The organism is Thermococcus sp. MV11 (genome assembly GCF_012027285.1).
GTDB lineage: Archaea > Methanobacteriota_B > Thermococci > Thermococcales > Thermococcaceae > Thermococcus > Thermococcus cleftensis.
The window spans coordinates 277,095-296,226 of sequence record NZ_SNUD01000003.1 but is presented as its reverse complement, the minus strand read 5'-3'; the positions used below and the strand labels follow the sequence as shown (position 1 = coordinate 296,226).

Here is a 19,132-nt window from a genome sequence, read left to right as displayed (position 1 = left end):
TTAGATTAGGTTCTTAACCTGTCTGCTGGTCTCGAGACTGCCCTCTGCAGCTATCTTCTTCAGCAGGCCCTCCTCGTCGATGTAGAACTGTCTGATGTAGTAACCCACCTGATCAATGCTCCTGATGCCCTGCTCCACCATCCATTCAAGGATTATCTTCCTCTTCTCCTTCTCCAGCTCCAGCTCGGCAACGCTCATTCCCGTGTGGTGGGCCAGGTTGTTAAGGGTTCTGCTCGGAACTCCCGTTGGAACCAGCTCGTCCTTGGCCGGATCGTACTTGTAGAGCTTGTTGAGCTGGACACTCTCAGCTTCAATGCCCGATATCTCGGCTATCTCCGTTATGCGCCTTATGGTTCCCTTCTTCCTGCTGTGGAAGCGAACCTGCATGATGATTATATCCAGGGCCGGAATCATTATCCTCGGAACGCTCATCGGGGGACTCTCAAGCCTTACTATAGTCTCCCTGGCGCTGTTGGCGTGGATCGTACCCATACAGTTCGAGACGAGGATTCCGTTGGCGACGTAGTTGTGATCCTCCTCAACGGTGAGGTCGTAGAGGTACTCTATTCCAACTTCCTCCGGCGAAACATCCTCGACGCTGACGACCTCGTCCCAGTAGACGTCGCCCTCAGCTATAAGCTCCAGCCTCTTGGCCATCGTCCAGGCCTCTTCATCGCCGAGGTCACTGGCGACCCGCTGGAGGGCCAAGGCTATTCCCCTGAGGGCGGAGCGCCTTATCTCCCTCACCCTGCCCTTCTCAACGTGGCGTATGAGGCTCTCCGAGACCTTCTCGCCGGCGTAGCTGGAGGCGAGCCTCGAAAGCTCCGAAACCTTCAGGTTTAACCTTCTCCTCAGCGGTGAAATCATCTCAGCCGAGATCGGAACGCGATAGACGCGCCTTTCACGGCGGGAACGCCTGCCACGTATAAGTCCCTCAAGCTTTGCCTTCTTAGCTGAATGCCTGAGGGGGACGAGGCTGTGGAACCTCCTCAAATCCTCTATCCCGCTCACCGTGACCCTGAAGATTACGCCCTCCTTGTAACCCCTGTTCCTGACGCGCGAGACCGTGCTTATTATCCCGAGCCTTTGAAGGGCGTACCAGACCTTCCTGGCAAGGTTCTCGCTCCTCGTGGTGAGCACCACGGCGGGACCGTTCTCGTCCACGTAGCCATCGGCATCGAAGAGACCTGCTATGAAGTACCTCAACAGCTCGTCGTTGGTCAGCACCAAGTCGGGAACGTCCAGCTCGCTCTTCCTCCCCTTGGGGATTCCAAAGGCCCTGTGGAGGAACTCTGCAAATATCCTTGAGCCGTAGGTTACGACGGTGTAGTTTGCACCGCTCCTGATTTCCGGCTCGCTCTCAGGGAGAAGCTCAGAGAGGGCAGATACGAAGGCGTCCATGTAGGAGGAATCGTCGAAGGTGGCCGAGACGTAATAGCCGTTTGAGGATATGTATCCATCGCCGATTATGACTCCGAGGGCGTAAGCTAAGCCATCGTTCACCTCGCGGACGAGCTTCACTGGCTTCGAGTTGATTGAGAGGAGATACCGGGCCCTTTCGGGCGGTATTCCATCGTTCGGAACTTTTATGAGGCCCTTTCCGTTGGGGACGAGGTAGTAATCGCTTATTCCCGCGTAGATTTCGGGGTTTATCACGGCTTTAACCTGGGGCGGCCTCGGTGGTTTCATCATCACCGCAACCCTGTCACCGGGCCTTACCTTCTCGGCCTCCTTCCTCACCACGTCCCCATCGGAGAAGACGAAGAAGGGGTGAGTTTTGGTGAGTATGACCTCGTTGCCCGTCCTGGTTCTCACGCGGACGAGCTTCTCCCCCTCCCTGACCTTCCTGCGCCACACCCGCGAGACGACGTGCTTGCCCGCCTTCAGGTCCGGCCCAACGCTCACGACCTCGAACCTGTCCTCATCATCGAGGACTATGTACTCCAAATCCCTGTAGGTCTCTATCCTGTCCGAGTACTTCTCGAACAGCTCGTCTATGAGGTCTCCGATTAGGACGAACTTCCCGTTGGACAGCTGAACGACCGAGAAGTCGTAGAGGGCGCCATTATGTCCGGTGTTCATTGCCGTGAACATCGTTCTGGCCTCGGGACCACGGACCTCACCAACGATGATTCTATCGGGCCTCATACGGAGGGTGTTCTTGACGAGATCGTCCATGGTGATTTCACCCTTGCCCTCGACGTTGGGCGGTCTCGTCTCGAGCCTCACCCAGTGCTCCACGGGGAGCTGAAGCTCCGCGGTGTCCTCTATCGTGATGACGCGCTCGCTCGGGGGTATGAACATTCCGAGGGAGTTGAGGGTGGTGGTTTTACCCGAACCCGTTCCACCAGCAACGAGGACGTTGGCAGGCTTAACACCGAGGCCGTCCACGAATATCCAGAGGAGCGCGGCTATCTCGGTGTTCATCGTCCCGTATTTGATGAGGTCTATTATTGTAAGTGGATCCTTCTTGAACTTACGAATGGTTATCGTCGGACCGTCGAGGCTGATTGGAGGTATGGTGGCGTTCACACGGCTTCCATCTGGGAGACGGGCGTCGAGGAGCGGGCTCTGCTGGTCTATTCTCCTCCCCACTTCCCTGGCAATTCTCTCTATGATGTTCAGTATCTCCTTTTCGTCCTCAAACACCACGTTGGTCTTGCACATGTTGAAGCGCCTGTGCCAGACGTAGACCGGTCGGTTGTTTCCTATGACCATGATTTCCTCAAGGTTATCGTCGCGGACGAGGGGATCGAGCTTGCCGTAGCCTATCATCTGCTGGACTATCATCTCGGCCAGTATCTCAACCCTTCCCTCGGAAAAGTGGGGAGCTTCCTCCTTTATCATCTTCCTGACGGCGTTCATGAAGACGCGCCTGCGCTCCTCCAGGGTTGGGAACGCGGCAGGGTCAATCTGGAGCTCGGTTATCGCCCTGTCCTTAATGCGAAGGAACAGCTCCTCCTCGTCACGGCTGAGCTTTGGAAGCCGTATCTCGTATATCGGCACCGGCTCACCCTTGACCTTCAGTATGCGGACGTTGCCGTATGCATCGAGAACCTCAGCCTTGCCTGCATAAGCAGCCTCTTCAGAGCGCACTGAGGAACCGAGGATGTCCTGCAGAGTTGAGGGAGGCTTGGGCTTCGGTGCCGGCTTTGGCTTCTCCACTGGCTCCTCCTTGACGAGTATTTCCTCCAGAATATCCGCCCCTGTAGGCCTCCTTTCCGCGGCTTCCTCAGGGGTCGTGGGAGTGCTAAGGATCTCCTCCAGATCTACTCCTCCCTTGCTCTGGACGAAGGGAAGCTCCTCCTCGCGTTTCTTAGTTTTATCCCCCTTCAGCATGCTCTCCAGGAGGTCATCTTCCCCGTTGAGTATTTCATCTATCCAGGAGAGGCTCTCCTTCTTCTTTTTCTTTTCATTGAACACCTCGTCGAACACCGACTCTCACCGCCCCTAAGCGCTCCACTCAACGTGGTATTTTATGTCCATGCTTCCTCCCAGGAAGATTATCCACACGGGGAAATCGAGACCTGCCTCCTTTGGAGGCTCAACGACTGGGGCGCCAACGGTTACCCCAGTCAGGAGGGTGTTGGAGAGCTGGAACATACCAGACACGCTGGGGAGCTGTTGCTCCGGCTCGGTTCTCTTAGGGGGTTCAAGTCCCTTGTACTTCCACACGAACTCCTCCATGTATTCCCTGTAGGTCATCGTGTAGTTGGGGGTGAAGTTGTACATCTTGGCCTCCTTAAAGATCACCGGCACGGAGGCGGCGAAGAAGGTGTTGAATATTCCTGCCCGGTTCGGCGCGTTGGTGAGGCGGAAGGTGACGGTTCCCTCGTACTTGAGTACCTTTACGTGGCCGTCGTTCATCGGGAACATGCTCCTCAGAGAGATTATCTTTGGTGTGTTTACGAGCTGAGGGTACATGACCCCGCAGCTGAGCATGGATATATCATCGGACACGTCTATTTTACCCCCGTGGGCGAGGCTGCCGTTGATGACGTAGTAGGTAACGTTTGTTATCTTATTGGTGTCGCCGCAGATGGACTGGTAGCCTGAGGTCTGGAGCAGGTAGGAATTGTTGTAGGGTATCCTGAAGTTCACGACAACGGTCTCATATGGCATAACCCAGAAGCCGAGGTAGTAGTTTAGGGACGTCCTGTCGAGGCGGGAGGGGTAGTGGTAGGAAGTGTCCCCCACGCGATAGGAGACCATGTACTCATCGTTGGAAAGCCTGAAAACGTGAAAGTCGTAGCGGGGATTGACTATAACGAACTTGGGGAAGGGCGCGGTGTTCACGATCGTGACGTTAAGGTCTATCATAACCTCCCCAAGAATTCCAATGTTGTTGTACGGCTTTTGGTCAGGAGTCACACCCGGGAGTTCGTAGGTCTCACCGCTAACCAGAGAAGAAGCTAACAAAAGAATGAAGAGGGTAGCCACGAGGCGCTTCATAATGACCACCTCAGGTCGCTTTCTTGGCTATGTAAAGGTACTGCTGGTTGGAGAGTATGTCCGGCACGAAGATCGACGGCACCCTGATAATGACAAGGAACTGAGAGTTCGGATCGAGGACCAGCATTCCGGACTCCTTCTCAAGATCCACGATCTCCCAGCCGTAGGCCCTGAGCTGCTCCTTGACCTCATCGCTGGCCTGTATCTTGCCCGCGGCGATGGCCTTGAGGATCTCGGTGAGATCAACGGAGTAGCTATAACTGGCGGAGGCGCTCTGGCTGGCACTCTGGCTGTTGGTGTAGGTATCACTGGTGCTTTGGCCGTCCGTTAGGGTCGAGTCACCCGGAGTATAGGTGGTAGAGTGCTCCTCACTGTACTGGGTGCTGGAGGTGGAGCTTGACGTGCTACTCTGGCTCTGAGCTTCATTTACAGAAATTATACCCGCATCTGTTGGAAGGAGCACGAGCTGGACGTAGCCCTCGTTGGCTATCTCCTTGAAGATGGCACCAGTGTCGTTCTTGGCAAATATCATTATCTTGTCCCCTGGAGCAAGGAAGGCACCGTTTATTCTGTCCCTTGGAAGGACGAGGGCAAGGTCAACGTACTCGACCTTGTAAACGTTGTACTGCATCAGCTCCCTGTAGTCCAATATTCCGCCCAAGATTGCCTTGGCATCGGCCTTGCTCACTATCCTCTTCGTGGAGTCCTTCTCAAGAATGACCTCCTGGCCAGGAATGATGTCGATCCTGTAGTAGTAATAATCTCTCCATAGCTGGAGCAGGTACGGGGCAGGATCAACGGAGTCCACCTGCTCCACGGTTTCAGCGTTCATGACCTGGGCCTCAAGGCTCTTCATTGAATCTATCACCTTGGCCCTCAGGTCATCTGGCAGGGGCATGGCAAGTATGCTCTGGAACTCAGTTTCTATTTCACGTATCTTCTCTGCCTTGGTCTGGTTGAGGACCTTCTCGTACTTAAGGCGCTCTATTCTCTGAAGGCACTCGTTGTAGGCGCTGACGGCCTGGTTGTAGGCCGCTTTAACGTCTATCGCGTTGAGTTCCTCAACAGTCTGGGCGGAGTTTATGCTGGCTATGAGCTTCTTCCTTATCTCAATCGGCTGCTGAGTACAGTTCTTGGACTCATTAACTATGTCACCGCGGAAGTAGGTGTACACTTCCCTGAGCTTCTGCTCCCTGAGGTCGTTAAGCTCCTGAGCCGCACGGTTTTGCAGGTAAACGTAAGCACCCATTGAGATGATAAGGATCACAATAATAACTATCGCAGCACCGGTCAAGATCCTCTTTCTCCGTTCTCTCTCCCTAATGCTCCCCACGTGGCGGGGCTTTTTGGGGGGCTTTTTGACGGGAGGGGCGGCAGTCTTCGGCACCTCTGGTTCCACGCTAGTTTTACCCAGCTCCCTCAGACGGCGAATCTTCGCCTCAATATCCTCGGACACGTTGAGCACCACCATCAATCGTTATCATAACCGACTTCTTGTATCGGATAGTTTTTTGAACGTCAATCTTTATTTAGGTTTCGGTGAGGGTATGGAGCGGCTAGAGATTCGCGTAGCAGAAATCCGGGGAAAATGCCCTGTTTTTCACCTCGGGGACAGGATAGTGGTCGAAGGGCCGAAGGTAAAGCTCGAGGAAACCGACGCCATATGCACCCATGCATTCGCATCGCTCCTGCCGTACATAGTTGCGCTGCGAAAGGGTATTAAGCCGAGTGAGCTAGGCCTGGGCAGGGGAGAGAAGGCATACGTTCAGTGCCTCGACCCGGGGCCGCCGTACACGGACGGCGGCACGGTAATCTTCGAGATAACGGTGGTTAGAGATGAAGGCGAGAAAGGCGTGGAGGGTGGTGAGGGAGGTAATAGATGAGGCCGACATGGTCATAGAGGTAGTGGACGCAAGGGACCCGATAGGAACAAGAAACAGAAAGCTCGAGAGGCTCGTCCAGGAAGAGGGCAAGCCACTCCTCATAGTCATGAACAAGGCGGACCTGGTTCCAAAAGAATGGGCCGAGGAGTACAAGAGAAAGAGCGAGATACCCGTGGTTTTCATCTCCGCCAGGGAGAGAAAGGGAACCGGAATACTGAGGAAGGAAATCAAAAGGCTCGCGAAGCCGCTCTTGGAGGAGAGCGAAAGGGTGAAGGTCGCGCTCATAGGCTACCCCAACGTCGGCAAGAGCACGATAATAAACACCCTGAAGGGCAAGAGGGCGGTCGGCACGGCCCCAATACCTGGTTACACAAAGGGGAAGCAGCTGATACGGCTGAGCAAGAGGATATGGCTCCTGGACAGCCCAGGAGTGGTTCCAATAGACGACTTCGACGAGCTAGTCATCAAGGGAGGCTTCCCTGCAGACAAGATAGATGAACCCGTCAAGCCGGCGTTAAAGCTCATCTCCCGCATACTTGAAACGAGACGGGAAGCGATAACCGAGAAGTTTGGCATCGAGGAGTTTGAGGGCGAGGAGGAGATCCTCAGGAAGATAGGCGAGAGAAGGGGCCTCATAAAGGCCGGCGGTGAGGTCGATCTGGAGGAGACGGCAAGATGGTTCCTCAGGGAGTGGCAGACCGGCCGTTTTACTCTTTTCGGAAAGGAGGAGAGAAGGGAGGAGGAATTTATCCGGGACTTCAAAGATGTCTTGGACGGAATTGAAAGGGACCTCCTCCTGGACCCAAGAAGGATACTCTGGAGGTACGGGGACGAGCTGAGGGGGAAGCTGGACGGCACAAAGCGCGTAGGAATAAGGGAGATAGAGGGCTTCACCGTGGGAATAGCGACGGGCTTCAAGAAGTGCGACGGCGGAACAAAGCTCCTGGAGCGGCTGACAGGCAAGCACGTCCTGGCGAGCGAGTGCTTCGGAAAGAAGTGGAAGGGTGTAGTGGCGATACTGGAGTAGCTAACCGGAGCCGGAGGAGACAAAGGCCAGACCGGCGCTTAGAACGGCCATGGCAAGACCTGGCGCCACTATCCACCACCAGTAGCCCCCGTAGAGCGCCCCCTGGTTCATGGCCTCTATCATGAAGGAGCCCCAGTTGGTGCCCGGAATCAGGCCGAAGAATCCGAACACTGAAATCAGCGCCACTATCCTGGCCAGGAGTATGGTGGAGTACCTGAGGGAGAACTCCCCGACCGGCGGGAGTATGTGCCTCCTCAGGACCCAGAGCGTGCCGGCACCCATGCTCACCGCGGCTTTGACGTACTCGTTCACCTTCTCCTTTATCGTTATCATTCTAACCGTCTTGGCGAACTTCCCAAGGGTTAGGAGGGCAACGAAGAACATGAAGAGGACGGGGTTTATCCTGACCTGCTGGCCGTAGCCCTGGGTGGAGAAGAGCCAGACGAGGACGACGAGGATTGGGAGCATCGGCAAAGCCACCAGAACCTCCAGGAGGAACGTTATGAACTCACCCAGGGCACCGCCAACGTAGCCCGAAATGAGACCTATTAGAACCCCCAGAACCACTATCAGCACCGTGGTGAAGAAGGCCAGGTAGAGGGTGTTGTTCATTCCCTTGACGAAGCCCACCCACATGTCCCTGCCGTAGGAGTCCGTGCCGAGGAGACCGTAGCAGGTTCCAAGGATTTCAACGGAAGGGGTCGCGTTTCCTGCTAAGCGAACCTCAAAGACGTACCCCCCGTTGAGGGTTGCCATACTTCCGTCGCGGGAGAACAAAAGCTCGGTCGCGGAGAAGAGGACGTATCCAGCTTCGCTGAGATTGAGAACGTCGGAAAGCGAAGAAACAACTCCCACCCGCATGTTGGTGTTGAGGCTGAGATTGCTGGAGGTGGCGATGCCCCGATAGAGGGGCACTCTGATCCCGTCCGGCCTTAAAACGCTTATCTCAACCTCCTCGCCGTAGGGAAGGCCGTAGAATCTGACGTCGCTCGGCTTATCGCGGTAGGTATGTTCGTAGGAAAACCTGTAAACCGAGGAACCGTTCGCCTCAACGAGCGACGGCTCCAGGAAGACAGTGGGAGTTCTGTCGCCGAATAGTGCGAACCACGAGGGATATGCCATTCGCGGGTTGTCCTTCCAGTAGTTGAGATTCTCCCAGTTGGCAATGTCCTCCTCGCTCACGGCTGCGTTCGAGAAGATTACGAAGAGCGCGAAGATTACGAGTATCGCAACTCCCGCTTTCCTTCCCATCTCAGCTCACCCTCGGATCGAGCAGTCCTTTTGTCAGCTCCAGCAGGAGGGAGAAGAGGAACGTTATGGTGGCTATCGACAGCGTTACGACGAAGAAGAGGCGGTAGTCGAAGCGCACGACGACGCCTATGGCCGGGACTATGGTCCTGACGAAGCTGGCCCTCAGGAGGGTTCCAAGGCCGCCGAGGCCGAAAAGGACGTCTATGACTATGTAGTCCGTGAACATCTCCACGAACTTCTGGACCGTGAAAGAACTCAGGACGATGGAAACGTTTCTGAGAACGTGCTTCCTGTATATCAGCCCCTCGGGAAGGCCCTTGGCCCTCTCGGTGAAGACGTAGGGCTTTCCAAGCTCGTTCCTCACCTCGTGGGCCACCGTGACCACGAACTCCCAGACGTAGACGAAGACCAGCGTGGTAACGGGAAGGACGAGATGCCAGAGAACGTCGAGAAAGTCCTCAAAGCCCTCTTTCGGCGGGGTGCTCCTCAGACCCGCTATCGGGAAAACGCCCAGCTCAACGGCGAAGACCGCTATCAGAACCGCCCCTATCCACCAGGAGGGCAGGCCGTTGAAGAAGCGAGCCAGGCCCTCAACCGTCCCGAGGAACCTCCCGTTTGCCAGCTTAAAACCCAGGAACAGACCCAGGAAAATCGTCAGGAGCATGGCCAGTCCCATGACGGCGAGGGTCACCTTTATGACGTGGGCGAAGTCGTACTTGGGGTTCTCGCGGTAGTAGTCAAAGCTCTTCCTGAGGAGGTCTATCCCCATGAGGAGAAGGTTGTCGGTTCGGACTCCCTTTGCCTTCGTGAGTATGCGGTGGTAGTACTGCTCGACCGTCAGTCCTTCCCGGGTGGCGTTCCTCTCAAGCTCGGCGTAAAAAGCCGGGTTGGATTCGCGGATATGGAGAACGGCCTCGTGGGTGTACTCCCAGGCTATCTTGTTGGAGCTGGCGCCGGCTACCAGAACGATCACAAGGAGAACGCCGAGGTAAACCGCCACCAGCCGGGCGAGGGTCCTGATCGGGAGTCTCATTGCTTACCTCTCCTACGCCAAAAGTTCTTCAAAGATAAAAAAATTATTAAAGGAATAGCCCATCAGATTGGCTCAGGCCTGTAGCATATGTCCTCCGGCCACCAGCACTCCCAGTCCTCCGGGAACGGGCAGCCGCCCTGGTCAAGAACTCCGCAGGGCCCGATCCAGATCTTGGTCTTGTCTCCGGGGTTCACGACCTCGAACTCCATACTTCACCCACCTCCTTTTTAATTTTTGACTCATCGGCCGAAGCCTCGCTCACCCCATGAGGGGGTGAGTAGTAATCAAGTGATTTCAACATCTTCTCGAAAATCACAGGGTGGTTTCGCTTAACCTTGACGTAAAGCCACATGGAAAGCCGTATCAGCTCTCTAATGAACTCGCAGTAATAGGGATCAGGTTTGTGAATGTCCCCCGAATACATGTAGTTTATGTAGTAACAGCCTCCCCTGCACAATGGATAGGCCCAGCAGTGGTTGCACGGTTCCCTCGGGGGATTGCGAAGTATCTTTTGTATCACCTCTGAATCAACATTGACACCCGATCTAACGTCCCCCACGACGAACTCGTCCATTCCCACGAACCTCTGACATGGGTAAAGCTTTCCGTCCGAGGATACACCAAAAAGTTTCCTGCCAGCGCCGCAAGGATAGACAAGGGCACGCCTTGAGGCGAGGATCGTGAAGTACTTCCTGAAGTGGGAGTACCTAAACATCTCCGTCTCCTCGATGTGCTCGAGTTCGTACTCGGCAATGAGCTTCAGCTGTTCCTTCAGTGGTGAGACTATCTCGCGGAAACTATCTGAGCCGATAGATGCGGGCTCAATGTGAACACTCCTAACGCCGTTTTCCACAAAAAATCTAAAAATTTCAAAATACCTGTCAATCTGCTCCGGAAGTATCGTTGCCCTCACAGTCACAGGAACACCACTGGTAAGCAGGAGCCGGAGGTTTTTCATTACAACGTCAAACGTTGGATCCCCAGTTTTCGTGGGCCTGTTATGATTCTGTATCTCCCTGGGTCCGTCCATGCTGAGAACGACGTTAAAGCGGAATCTTTTGAAGAAATCCACAACAGAAGGCGTTATCAAGTAACCGTTTGTGGTGATGCTGAAATTAACGGTCTTCCCCCGGGAGGCTGCCCTCCGCGAGAGAGTCTCGGCAATGTATCTGAGCATGCGGAAGTTCAGGAGAGGCTCACCCCCGAAGAAACCAACTGACAGTTTGGAAGACCCCCTGGAAAGCAAAAACTCAATTATGCCATCTGCATCATTTTCATCACGTATCATAAACAGCGGAATCCCGTGCTGCTGCTCATAACAATACACGCATTTAAAGTTACACGCACTCGTCAGATAGAGGGCAACGGAAGTTGGAACAACCTCGGACGATTTAGAGTCCACGCTCAAGTAAGGAGGAACCGCGCTTAAGGCCTTCAGGCCTTCTATCACCCGGTTCACATCTTGAGGGCTGATTTCAGGGTGTTTTTTCAGGAACTCACTAACGCCCTCTTCGACTCCGCGCTTTCTGATGGAATCAAGCAGTTCATAGCTCTCAGCATCTAGCCGAATAAGGTGAAGCGTCTTTGGCGAGAAAAGAATGTACTCATCGAGTACCTTGTCAAGATACAATGAACTAACAAATCCATCGCCGCCCATATACATTCACCGCGTATGGTTCTGTAACATCACAAACTTATAAGAATTACGTTGGTTGAAATTAACAGTTCGACAAATGAACTTTTGACGATAGATAAAATGTCGTAGCATACAATGGAATAAAATCATTTTGACACCAATAACCAAGTTATACGAAAGTGCACGGAGGCATTAACCAAACAAAGCTTAAAAGAGGGGACCTGGACATTCGTTATCATGAAGCTCCTGCTCACCACTTCACAGGGAATCGAGGATCTTGCAAAGGGGGAGGTTGAGAACCTGCTCTCAGGCCTTGGAGTTCCGTTTCGTGTGGAGGAGAGGCCTCTCGGCGTTGAAGGGCGGGTTCTTGCCGAGGTCGGCGAGGCCTTTTACACCGACGAGAAGGGGAAGAAGCGCGAGTTAAGCGTCCCAACCTATCTGAACGAGAGCTCAAGGCTCCTCCACCGCATAATCATGGAAATAGCGAGCGAGCGCTTTGAAGGCATAGGAGATGACGAACCTGAAAAAGCCCTCAAGAGGATCGAAGATTTTGTCTCAGAGCTTCCAGTGGAAAGGTTCGTCAAGGTTAGCGAGAGCTTCGCCGTGCGCTCATTCAGGAAGGGGGAGCACAGCGTTACGAGCGTTGACATCGCCAGAACCGTCGGAAAGGCCGTCTTCGACAGGCTCTCGCGCTTCGGAACTCCGAGGGTCAACCTCGACCACCCGGCGGTCATCTTCAGGGCCGAGCTCATCGGGGACGTCTTCTTCCTCGGGATAGACACCACCGGGGACAGCTCACTCCACAAGAGACCCTGGCGCGTTTACGACCACCCCGCTCATCTCAAGGCCAGCATCGCCAACGCGCTGATTGAGCTGGCAAAGCCAGACGGGGGTTCGTTCATAGACCCCTTCTGCGGGAGCGGGACCATTCCAATAGAGCTCGCCCTGAGGGGATACGATGGAAGGATAATCGGCCTGGAGAAGTATAGAAAACACCTGCGCGGGGCAGAGATGAACGCTTTAGCGGCGGGAGTCTCAGAGCGTATAGACTTCGTTCTCGGAGACGCAACCAGGCTGAGCGAATACGTCGAAAGCGTGGACTTCGCGGTGAGCAACCTGCCCTACGGGCTGAAGATCGGGCGGAAGGGCATGATTCCAGGCCTTTACATGGACTTCTTCTCGGAGCTTTCGAAGGTTCTGGAAAAGCGCGGCGTCTTCATAACGACGGAGAAGAGGGCGATAGAGAAGGCGATAGAAGAGAACGGCTTCGAAATCAGGCACCACCGCCTAATCGGCCACGGCGGGCTGACGGTGCACACCTACGTGGTAGAGTGAACGTCACGTCTTGAGCTTCACGTCAATGACCGCCGTCTCGTTGCCCGGATTGCTAATCATCACCTTCCATACCCCCTTGGGGAGCTCAACCACATCGTTCACCTCCCTAACGGTTCCGAAGTCCCTAAGCACGGTTCCGTCGGAGGAGACCACCTTCACCTCGACGGGGACGCTGGAGCTTATCTCGACCGTCAGGTTCGCCGGGCCTTTGAAGGGCCACCCCCTGGTCTCCCCGGGCGGGACGCTCTTTCCCCTGGCGTAAACGAAGTTGTTGTCCAGGCAAGCAGCGCTGAAAACCACCAGGACCAGTAGGAGAACCACCAGCCAGCGGAGGGGCTTCATAGCACCACCTTTAATAGTCAGAGAACAAAAACTTAAAAAAGTTTCTCAGCAGAGTATCGAACCCTCTGCCAGTACGTCGAACTCGACATTCCCAATTCCCTCAACCCAGGCCTCAACCCTGTCGCCGTGCCTCAGCGGGCCCACCCCGGCTGGAGTCCCGGTCGCTATTATATCCCCGGGCTCGAGCGTCATGACGGAGCTTATGTACTCTATCAGCTCCGGAACCTTGAAAACCATCTCGCTCGTCCTTCCGAGCTGTCTTAGCTGGCCGTTCACCTTGAGGCCTATCTCCAGGTCGTCCATCTTCAGCTCGCGCCTGTCAGCTATTCTCGGACCGACCGGGGCGAAGGTGTCGAAGCCCTTGGAGAGGCTCCAGGGAAGGCCCTTCTCCCTCGCTTCCCCCTGAAGGTCGCGGGCGGTTATGTCGAGGAGTATCGTGTAGCCGAGCACGTAGTCCATCGCCTTCTCCCTCGGCACGCGTTTCGCGCGCTTCCCGATTATCACTGCCAGCTCCACCTCGTGGTCAACCCGTTTGCTCATTCTGGGTAAAATTATAGGCTCGCCCGGGCCTATCAGCGCGCTCGGCGGCTTGAGGAAGAAGACCGGCTTTTCTGGAACGTCGCTCTCCATTTCTTTCGCGTGTTCGGCGTAGTTCTTGGCCAAAGCAACTATCTTGCTCGGCCTCAGGTCATAAAACCCGTCGCGGAATGGAAGGCGAACCATCGCCAACACCCAACAACGGTTGGGGGCATCGGTTATAAACCGCTCGAGGGAAGGGTAATAAACTCCCCAGTCCAACACCCAACGGTGAAAGCTGTGAGGCTCATAGTCCTAGAGGGAAAGGGAAGCACTCTCGTCTTTGTTCTCATAGCGGTTTTCCTGGTGCTATTCACGGTACCGCTGCTTCACGTTTTCATCAACGCCCCGGGGGGTGAGTTTCTGGCGGTAGGTTTCCTGGCCGTACTCCTTCTGCTGATGGTTCCCTTAACCCACGGCCTGCTCAGAGGGCGGAGGGAATACCGGCGCGCCAAAGGCCTTGCCAACCTGCTCGTTGCATCTGATTCGTGGATAACTTTTCCGGAGGAACTTGAATTCGAGACCGGAACGCTCGAGATGAAGGGCCACTGGGTCGGGAGCGGAAGGAACAGGCACTACCACGTGGAGAGAAAGTTTATCGCAGAGAGGCGGGACAGGGCGTCAGGGGTTTCATTTCCCAGGGCGGGTTTCAAGGCGGCCGTTTCACCGGACGGCACGGGGTTCATCAGGGCTCCAGCGGTTCGTATAACCGACGGGCCATACAAGAGCATCCTGCTGCTCTTCTTCACCGACGAGGGAGAGGTCAAGGGAAGCGGCACGGTGACGGTTGTCACTGAGGGTGATTCGGCCCAGGTAAACTTCAGGGGGGACGGAAAGTTCATCGCCGGGACGGTCTATTCCACCCTGGCGAAGGCGAAGCGCGTGAAGGTTGCCCTCAGCACGAGCGGCTTCGAGTATGAGAAGGTAATCGGGGAAGGGCAGAGCTTCGAGTTCAGGGAGAGAATGCTCCCCGAGGAGAAGGTCACGGTGGTCGGCTCCTACAACACTGTGAGCCCAAGACTCCTTGCAGGGAAGATCGGGAGGGGAACTGTCGTCCTCGGTCACGGCGAGTTCATAATCCGGGGAATTCTGGACATACGGCTGAGGCCGGACGTTAAGGCCGAGGGAACCTTCAGAGTAGAGCTGGAGGAAGAAGCCGAGGAAGAAAAGGAGTTCGAGGAGGGGTGGGGGTTCACCTGAGGGGCTCCGGAATCGCCCTATCCCACTGCTCCCTTGCCAGCTCACCGGTGTACTTGAACTTCTCTACCTTCTTTTCCGCCTCTTTGCGCTTCTTCTGGTGCTCCTTCAGGAACTCCTGAACCCTCTCAATCAGCTCGCGCTTGCACTGGCCGCAGAGCAGCTCACCGCTCTTGCAGGCGTGGTAGCGCTCCATGAGCTTCTTGTCGTCCGGCTCGAAGAATATCTCAAACCACTTGAAGACGACGCACTTCTCGGGCTGACCGCCCTTCTCACGCTGCTCCTTCGCCGTCGCCCTCCCGCCGGTTAGGGCGTACTTCCATATTTTCTTGCCAGCCTCTTCTGGGTCGTCGGTGAGGTAGACGGCAGTTTCGGGCTTGCTGGCGCTCATCTTGCCCTCAAGGCCCATCAATCCCGGAACGAACTTGGAGTGAATTGCGGCTGTCTTGTAGTAGCCGAGGCTCTCGGCGAAGTCGCGCTGGAGCCTCCAGTAGGGGTCCTGGTCTATGGCCGCTGGAATCAGACAGCGCTTCCTCTCGAAGAAGGTCGGAGCGGCCTGTATGGCAGGATAGAAGATCATTCCAATCTTGCTCTGCTCGGTGAAGCCGAACACGGCTTTCGCCATCGAGTAGTTTATCTTCTTCGCTATCGGGATTGCCATCTCGTATATCTTGGTGAACTCGCTGTCCTGGAAGATGAAGGTCTTGTCCGGATCGAAGCCGACCGCTATGATGTCCAGTATGTTGTCGTAGGCCCATCTCTTGGTATCGTCGAAGGTGAGCTTGTCCTTGAAGAGGAACTTCTCGTCGTCGGTTATCTGAATGTAGAGGTTCACGCCGAACTTCTCCTGGAGCCACTTGGTCGCGAAGAATGGTATGATGTGACCTATGTGCATCGGCCCGCTCGGGCCCCTGCCCGTGTAGAGGAAGAAGCCCTTTCCACTCTCGTAATCCGCCAAAACCTTGTCGTAGTCCCTGTGGGAGAAGAAGAACCTCCTCCTGAAGTACATCGGCAGCTCGCTCCTCGTAAGCTCCGCGGTCTTCTCAAGCAACTCGTCCGTCAGGGGACTCGTTCCGAACTCCTCTATAAGCTTCGCGTAGTCCACCATTCCCTCAACGTCCCAGGGGGTGACCTTAAAGTCGTCCATTCAAAACACCTCCATTTCCAGTGGAAACGAAACCCAGGGCTAAGCCGGGGCAGAAGAGGAAGGCTTCACCAAGGCCAAAAGCAATCACCGAGCATGGGAAGAGAAAGGAAGGAAGGGATTTAAAGTTTTCCATTCTCCCTCAGCCACTCGCCGTACTTGACGAGGGCATAAACGGCATCGACGCCGTCTTCAACTGTCTCGTAGACGGGGACGCCCTTGAGCTCGATGTTCCTGGCCATCTTGTGCGGGTAAGCCCCACCCGGAGCCACGAAGACTATCGGCTTGCCGTAAGCTTGCATTCTCTCCATGGCCTCGACGATTCCCTCGTCCAAAGCGGGGCTCTGGAAGAGAGCTATGACCACGAGGACGTCGACGTTCGGGTCTTCAAGGGCATAGCGCATTGCTATCTCGTACCTGCTCGACGGGGCGTCGCCTATGACGTCTATCGGGTTTCTGTAGCTCATGTGGTGCGGGAGCTTGCCTTCCTCGATGTCTTTCCTAAAGCGTTCGTTGGTCTCTTCGCTCAGCTCGGCGAGCTTCATTCCCCTCTCAAGCAGACCGTCACTCATCATGACTCCCGCTCCACCGCCGTTGGTGACTATCGCCACGCGGTTTCCTTTGGCCGGCTTCTGCATCGCCAGGGCTTTAGCGTAGTTGAAGAGCTGGCGCATGCTCTTGGCCGAGAGAACACCGGTCTGCTCGAAGGCGGCCTCGTATATCTTGTATGAACCCGCAAGCGAACCAGTGTGGGAAGCGGCCGCCTTGGCACCTGCCTCAGTCCTTCCAGCCTTGAGGATTATGATGGGCTTCTTGAGCGTGACCTCCTTAGCAACGTTGAAGAACTTCCTCCCGTCCTTGACGCCCTCGATGTAGCCGGTGATAACTCCAGTCTTCTCGTCCTCGCCGAGGTACGCTATGAAGTCGCTCTCGTCGAGGTCGGCCATGTTGCCGAGGCTGATGAACTTGCTCATGCCTATCTTGTGGCTGGCCGCCCAGTCGAGGATTGCCGCACCGAAGGCACCGCTCTGGCTCATGAAGGCAACCTTTCCAAAGGGCGGCCTGGCCTGTCTCTCCGGCGGGTTGAAGTTGCAGTCGAAACCGTTCTCGAGGTTGGTGACGCCGAGACAGTTCGGTCCGACGACCCTTATACCCCACTTCCTCGCGCGCCTGACGAGCTCCTCTTCAAGCTCGGCCCTTCCGGCCTCCTTAAAGCCGGCGGAGATGACGACGGCACCCTTAACGCCCTTCTCGCCGCACTCGTCGATGACGTCGGGGACAAACTTGGCAGGGACAGCTATTACCGCAACATCGACCTCGTCAGGAACGTCCTTGATGCTCCTGTAAACCGGGAACTTCCTTCCGTTGACCTCTATCTCGCCGCCCTTGACGTTCACGGCGTAGACCTTTCCGTCGTAGCGGAGCGTTATTGAGCGCATTATGGCGTTTCCAACCTTTCCGGGGACGTTCGATGCCCCGATGACAGCGACGCTCCTCGGGTAAAACAGGAAATCGAGCTTTGGCGCCTCCATCACTTCCACCTCCGAAGGTTTTTCGGGAGTCCGTATTTAAGCCTTCCTCCCCAGATGGGTACATGGAGGAAGTGGATATTTTATCCATTGGGGGTACAACGGGGAGAGGGAGTTTACATATATAAAGCTACCGCAGGAGTGGTTTCGCCTTCGGGAGAGGCAAAAGAGTTAAATTCTGGAACGTTCAAAAAACCGTAAGAACGTTAAAATTGGGTGATCCAGATGGCAAAGGTCAAGGTCATAACCGACCCAGAGGTCATAAAACTGATGCTCGAGGACACGAGGAGGAAGATACTGAGCCTGCTCCGCAACAGGGAGATGACGATTTCCCAGCTGAGCGAGATACTCGGGAAGACGCCCCAGACGATATACCACCACATCGAGAAGCTCAAGGAAGCGGGCCTGGTCGAGGTCAAGAGGACGGAGATGAAGGGCAACCTCGTGGAGAAGTACTACGGAAGAACCGCCGACGCCTTCTACATAAACCTCTACCTCGGCGACGAGGAGCTTCGCTACTTCGCGCGCTCGAGGCTCAAGACCAAGCTCGAGGTCTTCAAGGCCCTTGGCTATGAGTTCAACGACGATGAACTGCTCAACACCATGGACGAGCTTCTCAAGAAGGAGCACGAGTTCAAGACCGAGATATCGAAGGAGATAGAGGGGAACGAAGAGGCCCTCAAGGACTTCTCCAACGAGGATATAATCCACGCGATAGAGTGGCTCGCGATGGCCAGAATGGGCCGTGATGAAGAGGCGATAGAGCTACTCAGAAAGCTCGGGAAAATTCTTAAAAAATAAAGCCCAAAGGGAAGCGATGAGATATGGCGAAGGGAATAAGGTTGCTGGTCCTTGACGTGCTCAAGCCGCACCAGCCGATGGTGACAGAGCTGGCGCTCGGACTCAGCGAGCTCGAGGGAGTCGACGGCGTCAACATAACCCTCGTGGAGATAGACAAGGAAACAGAAAACGTCAAGATAACGATGGTCGGCGACAACCTCGACTACGACGAGATAGTCAGAACCATCGAGGAGTTTGGGGGAGTGGTCCACAGCATAGACATGGTCGCGGCGGGCAAGAAGATAGTGGAGGAGGGCGAAACCCCCCAGGACAAGCTGGAGGAGTACTGAGTGAGGGAAGTCCTCATAATCACCGAGCCCGAAAAGGTGAAGATCCTCTCAGAGGAGACGCGCTTCAGGATACTCCAGCTCCTCAGGCAGAGGCCGATGACAATAAACGAACTCAGTGAAGCTCTCAACAAGGACAGGACAACGGTTTACAGGCACGTCAAGACCCTTGAAAAGGCAGGGGTGGTGGAAGAGCTGGAGGCCCACGGGAACGAGAGGGTCTACTCAAGAACCGCCAGACTGTTCCTCATAAAGGCAGACCCTGACGAGAGCGTGGAGCAGTTCAGGCAGGCATACCTCCAGGTGGAGGTCGAGAAGCTCGTCAGACTGCTCGAGAAGACAGGCTTCAGGGTAAAGAACCGTGATGAGCTAGTGAGGCTCGCGAAGGATGTCCTCAATGAGATAGAGGTGAACTCCCAGCCGATTCTCAAGAGAATATCCCAGGCTGAGATAGAGCTGACCGAGATAGAACTCTTCCACCTCCTCAACATGCTGGTCTTCCTCCAGAGCTGCGAGCTGTGCGAGAAGGCAAAGCGCGTCAAGAATCTCATCGAACTCTAACTTTTTTCCCACTATTGAAACACGACGTTCCATTTTCAA

Annotated in this window: 18 protein-coding genes; 7 read left to right on the top strand and 11 right to left on the bottom strand. The window is 55.2% G+C overall.

Annotated features, from left to right (window positions below):
* The 3 genes from E3E27_RS09200 to E3E27_RS09190 are packed head-to-tail and all read right to left on the bottom strand — an operon-like array spanning nt 1 to nt 5,908.
* Nucleotides 1-3,435 (bottom strand): ATPase, T2SS/T4P/T4SS family, encoded by a 3,435-nt coding sequence (locus E3E27_RS09200; protein ID WP_371731584.1) that lies wholly within the window; start codon nt 3,433-3,435, stop codon nt 1-3.
* Between the two features lie 15 nt (nt 3,436-3,450).
* Nucleotides 3,451-4,452, bottom strand: a complete 1,002-nt coding sequence (locus E3E27_RS09195) for a hypothetical protein (RefSeq protein ID WP_167774321.1) — start codon at nt 4,450-4,452, stop codon at nt 3,451-3,453.
* Between the two features lie 10 nt (nt 4,453-4,462).
* The gene (locus E3E27_RS09190) at nt 4,463-5,908 is read right to left on the bottom strand and encodes a DUF515 domain-containing protein (RefSeq protein WP_371731583.1); all 1,446 of its coding nucleotides are present in this window, start codon (nt 5,906-5,908) and stop codon (nt 4,463-4,465) included.
* A gap of 91 nt (nt 5,909-5,999) precedes the next feature.
* Between E3E27_RS09190 and E3E27_RS09185 the strand changes: the two genes are divergently transcribed.
* A complete protein-coding gene (locus tag E3E27_RS09185) occupies nt 6,000-6,335 on the top strand; it encodes a TIGR04076 family protein (RefSeq protein ID WP_167774319.1) in 336 nt (111 codons plus the stop codon).
* Nucleotides 6,289-7,362, top strand: a complete 1,074-nt coding sequence (locus E3E27_RS09180) for a GTPase (RefSeq protein WP_167774318.1) — start codon at nt 6,289-6,291, stop codon at nt 7,360-7,362. The genes E3E27_RS09185 and E3E27_RS09180 overlap by 47 nt, the downstream gene beginning before the upstream one ends.
* Here E3E27_RS09180 and E3E27_RS09175 read toward each other — a convergent pair whose 3' ends face one another.
* From E3E27_RS09175 to E3E27_RS09160, 4 genes are all read right to left on the bottom strand, one after another.
* On the bottom strand, nt 7,363-8,613 hold the full coding sequence (locus E3E27_RS09175) for an ABC transporter permease (RefSeq protein ID WP_167774317.1): 1,251 nt from the start codon (nt 8,611-8,613) through the stop codon (nt 7,363-7,365).
* Between the two features lies 1 nt (nt 8,614).
* Nucleotides 8,615-9,646 carry an ABC transporter permease gene (locus tag E3E27_RS09170; protein ID WP_167774316.1) on the bottom strand — a complete coding sequence of 344 codons (1,032 nt, stop codon included), beginning with the start codon at nt 9,644-9,646 and terminating at the stop codon, nt 8,615-8,617.
* A 62-nt stretch (nt 9,647-9,708) separates the two neighbouring features.
* Nucleotides 9,709-9,855: a hypothetical protein gene (locus E3E27_RS09165; RefSeq protein ID WP_167774315.1), complete on the bottom strand. Its 147-nt coding sequence runs from the start codon at nt 9,853-9,855 to the stop codon at nt 9,709-9,711.
* Nucleotides 9,837-11,303 (bottom strand): radical SAM/SPASM domain-containing protein, encoded by a 1,467-nt coding sequence (locus E3E27_RS09160; protein ID WP_167774314.1) that lies wholly within the window; start codon nt 11,301-11,303, stop codon nt 9,837-9,839. The genes E3E27_RS09165 and E3E27_RS09160 overlap by 19 nt, the downstream gene beginning before the upstream one ends.
* Before the next feature lie 216 nt (nt 11,304-11,519).
* Here E3E27_RS09160 and trm14 point away from each other — a divergent pair, with 216 nt between their 5' ends.
* Nucleotides 11,520-12,617 carry a tRNA (guanine(6)-N2)-methyltransferase gene (gene trm14 / locus E3E27_RS09155; protein ID WP_167774313.1) on the top strand — a complete coding sequence of 366 codons (1,098 nt, stop codon included), beginning with the start codon at nt 11,520-11,522 and terminating at the stop codon, nt 12,615-12,617.
* A gap of 3 nt (nt 12,618-12,620) precedes the next feature.
* Here the strand turns inward: trm14 and E3E27_RS09150 are convergent, their stop codons facing one another.
* Nucleotides 12,621-12,959, bottom strand: coding sequence for a hypothetical protein (locus E3E27_RS09150; protein WP_167774312.1), 339 nt, complete (start codon nt 12,957-12,959; stop codon nt 12,621-12,623).
* Nucleotides 12,960-13,004: 45 nt separating this feature from the next.
* The gene (locus E3E27_RS09145) at nt 13,005-13,682 is read right to left on the bottom strand and encodes a fumarylacetoacetate hydrolase family protein (RefSeq protein ID WP_167774311.1); all 678 of its coding nucleotides are present in this window, start codon (nt 13,680-13,682) and stop codon (nt 13,005-13,007) included.
* Between the two features lie 84 nt (nt 13,683-13,766).
* On the opposite strand from E3E27_RS09145, the gene E3E27_RS09140 reads away from it, so the two are divergent.
* Nucleotides 13,767-14,735 (top strand): hypothetical protein, encoded by a 969-nt coding sequence (locus E3E27_RS09140; RefSeq protein ID WP_240910709.1) that lies wholly within the window; start codon nt 13,767-13,769, stop codon nt 14,733-14,735.
* Here E3E27_RS09140 and E3E27_RS09135 read toward each other — a convergent pair.
* Both E3E27_RS09135 and E3E27_RS09130 read right to left on the bottom strand, forming a co-directional pair.
* The gene (locus tag E3E27_RS09135) at nt 14,728-15,879 is read right to left on the bottom strand and encodes a tryptophan--tRNA ligase (protein ID WP_167774310.1); all 1,152 of its coding nucleotides are present in this window, start codon (nt 15,877-15,879) and stop codon (nt 14,728-14,730) included. The genes E3E27_RS09140 and E3E27_RS09135 overlap by 8 nt on opposite strands.
* Before the next feature lie 119 nt (nt 15,880-15,998).
* Complete coding sequence (locus E3E27_RS09130) at nt 15,999-17,408, bottom strand: acetate--CoA ligase family protein (RefSeq protein ID WP_014788874.1); 1,410 nt, start codon at nt 17,406-17,408, stop codon at nt 15,999-16,001.
* 222 nt (nt 17,409-17,630) lie between these two features.
* On the opposite strand from E3E27_RS09130, the gene E3E27_RS09125 reads away from it, so the two are divergent.
* Genes E3E27_RS09125 through E3E27_RS09115 form a run of 3 tightly spaced genes read left to right on the top strand, consistent with a single transcriptional unit; the run spans nt 17,631 to nt 19,093 of the window.
* Nucleotides 17,631-18,206, top strand: a complete 576-nt coding sequence (locus tag E3E27_RS09125) for a winged helix-turn-helix domain-containing protein (RefSeq protein ID WP_014788875.1) — start codon at nt 17,631-17,633, stop codon at nt 18,204-18,206.
* A gap of 23 nt (nt 18,207-18,229) precedes the next feature.
* Nucleotides 18,230-18,535, top strand: coding sequence for a DUF211 domain-containing protein (locus E3E27_RS09120; RefSeq protein WP_014788876.1), 306 nt, complete (start codon nt 18,230-18,232; stop codon nt 18,533-18,535).
* On the top strand, nt 18,536-19,093 hold the full coding sequence (locus E3E27_RS09115; RefSeq protein WP_167774309.1) for a helix-turn-helix domain-containing protein: 558 nt from the start codon (nt 18,536-18,538) through the stop codon (nt 19,091-19,093).
* Nucleotides 19,094-19,132: the final 39 nt, after the last annotated feature.

Bases quoted from the DNA above. Each gene is read 5' to 3' on its own strand.
- E3E27_RS09195 (WP_167774321.1), bottom strand. From the start codon at position 4,452: ATGAAGCGCCTCGTGGCTACCCTCTTCATTCTTTTGTTAGCTTCTTCT.
- E3E27_RS09185 (WP_167774319.1), top strand. From the start codon at position 6,000: ATGGAGCGGCTAGAGATTCGCGTAGCAGAAATCCGGGGAAAATGCCCT.
- E3E27_RS09180 (WP_167774318.1), top strand. From the start codon at position 6,289: ATGAAGGCGAGAAAGGCGTGGAGGGTGGTGAGGGAGGTAATAGATGAG.
- E3E27_RS09175 (WP_167774317.1), bottom strand. From the start codon at position 8,613: ATGGGAAGGAAAGCGGGAGTTGCGATACTCGTAATCTTCGCGCTCTTC.
- E3E27_RS09170 (WP_167774316.1), bottom strand. From the start codon at position 9,646: ATGAGACTCCCGATCAGGACCCTCGCCCGGCTGGTGGCGGTTTACCTC.
- E3E27_RS09165 (WP_167774315.1), bottom strand. From the start codon at position 9,855: ATGGAGTTCGAGGTCGTGAACCCCGGAGACAAGACCAAGATCTGGATC.
- E3E27_RS09160 (WP_167774314.1), bottom strand. From the start codon at position 11,303: ATGGGCGGCGATGGATTTGTTAGTTCATTGTATCTTGACAAGGTACTC.
- trm14 (WP_167774313.1), top strand. From the start codon at position 11,520: ATGAAGCTCCTGCTCACCACTTCACAGGGAATCGAGGATCTTGCAAAG.
- E3E27_RS09150 (WP_167774312.1), bottom strand. From the start codon at position 12,959: ATGAAGCCCCTCCGCTGGCTGGTGGTTCTCCTACTGGTCCTGGTGGTT.
- E3E27_RS09145 (WP_167774311.1), bottom strand. From the start codon at position 13,682: ATGGTTCGCCTTCCATTCCGCGACGGGTTTTATGACCTGAGGCCGAGC.
- E3E27_RS09135 (WP_167774310.1), bottom strand. From the start codon at position 15,879: ATGGACGACTTTAAGGTCACCCCCTGGGACGTTGAGGGAATGGTGGAC.
- E3E27_RS09130 (WP_014788874.1), bottom strand. From the start codon at position 17,408: ATGGAGGCGCCAAAGCTCGATTTCCTGTTTTACCCGAGGAGCGTCGCT.
- E3E27_RS09125 (WP_014788875.1), top strand. From the start codon at position 17,631: ATGGCAAAGGTCAAGGTCATAACCGACCCAGAGGTCATAAAACTGATG.
- E3E27_RS09120 (WP_014788876.1), top strand. From the start codon at position 18,230: ATGGCGAAGGGAATAAGGTTGCTGGTCCTTGACGTGCTCAAGCCGCAC.